The sequence below is a fragment of the Mycobacterium sp. NGS26 genome, assembly GCF_059813025.1.
Genome location: NZ_JCALDU010000036.1, coordinates 1 through 450, shown reverse-complemented (window position 1 = coordinate 450; position 450 = coordinate 1). Strand labels below are relative to the sequence as shown.

The 450-nt window shown below is 65.3% G+C and carries 1 protein-coding gene; it reads right to left on the bottom strand.

What is annotated here, in order from left to right:
• A partial coding sequence (locus AC5Y6X_RS24440; RefSeq protein WP_499989721.1) for an AMP-binding protein occupies positions 1 to 450 on the bottom strand: 450 nt, incomplete at both ends.

Here is a 450-nt window from a genome sequence, read left to right as displayed (position 1 = left end):
TACCGGTCCCGACCCCGGCGTCAACGGCGGGGTCCACGCTGGGCCCATCGTTGTTTCAGTCGGCCCATACCAGTTGATCATCACCCGCCCCGGCGCCCACTTGTTCACCAGCGCCGCCGGGCAGGCCTCACCGGCCACCACCAGCGCGACCGACTCCAAACCCTCGGGCGACAACATCCCCGCAGCCGACGGTGTCTGGGTGAGAACGCCGACCTGTTCGGCAACCAGCAAAGAATGAAAATCCATCGGCGACCGAATGACTGAGTCGGGGACCACCACGAGCCGCCCCCCGTATAAAAGGGGGCCCCAGATCTCCCAAACCGACAGATCAAATGCCAAGGAATGACACTGCGACCACACAGCCGCCTTCGGCAGGGCTGCAGGCAGCGCCCCCAGCAGTTGGGTGATGTTGTGGTGGGTGATGGCCACCCCCTTGGGCACCCCGGTGGT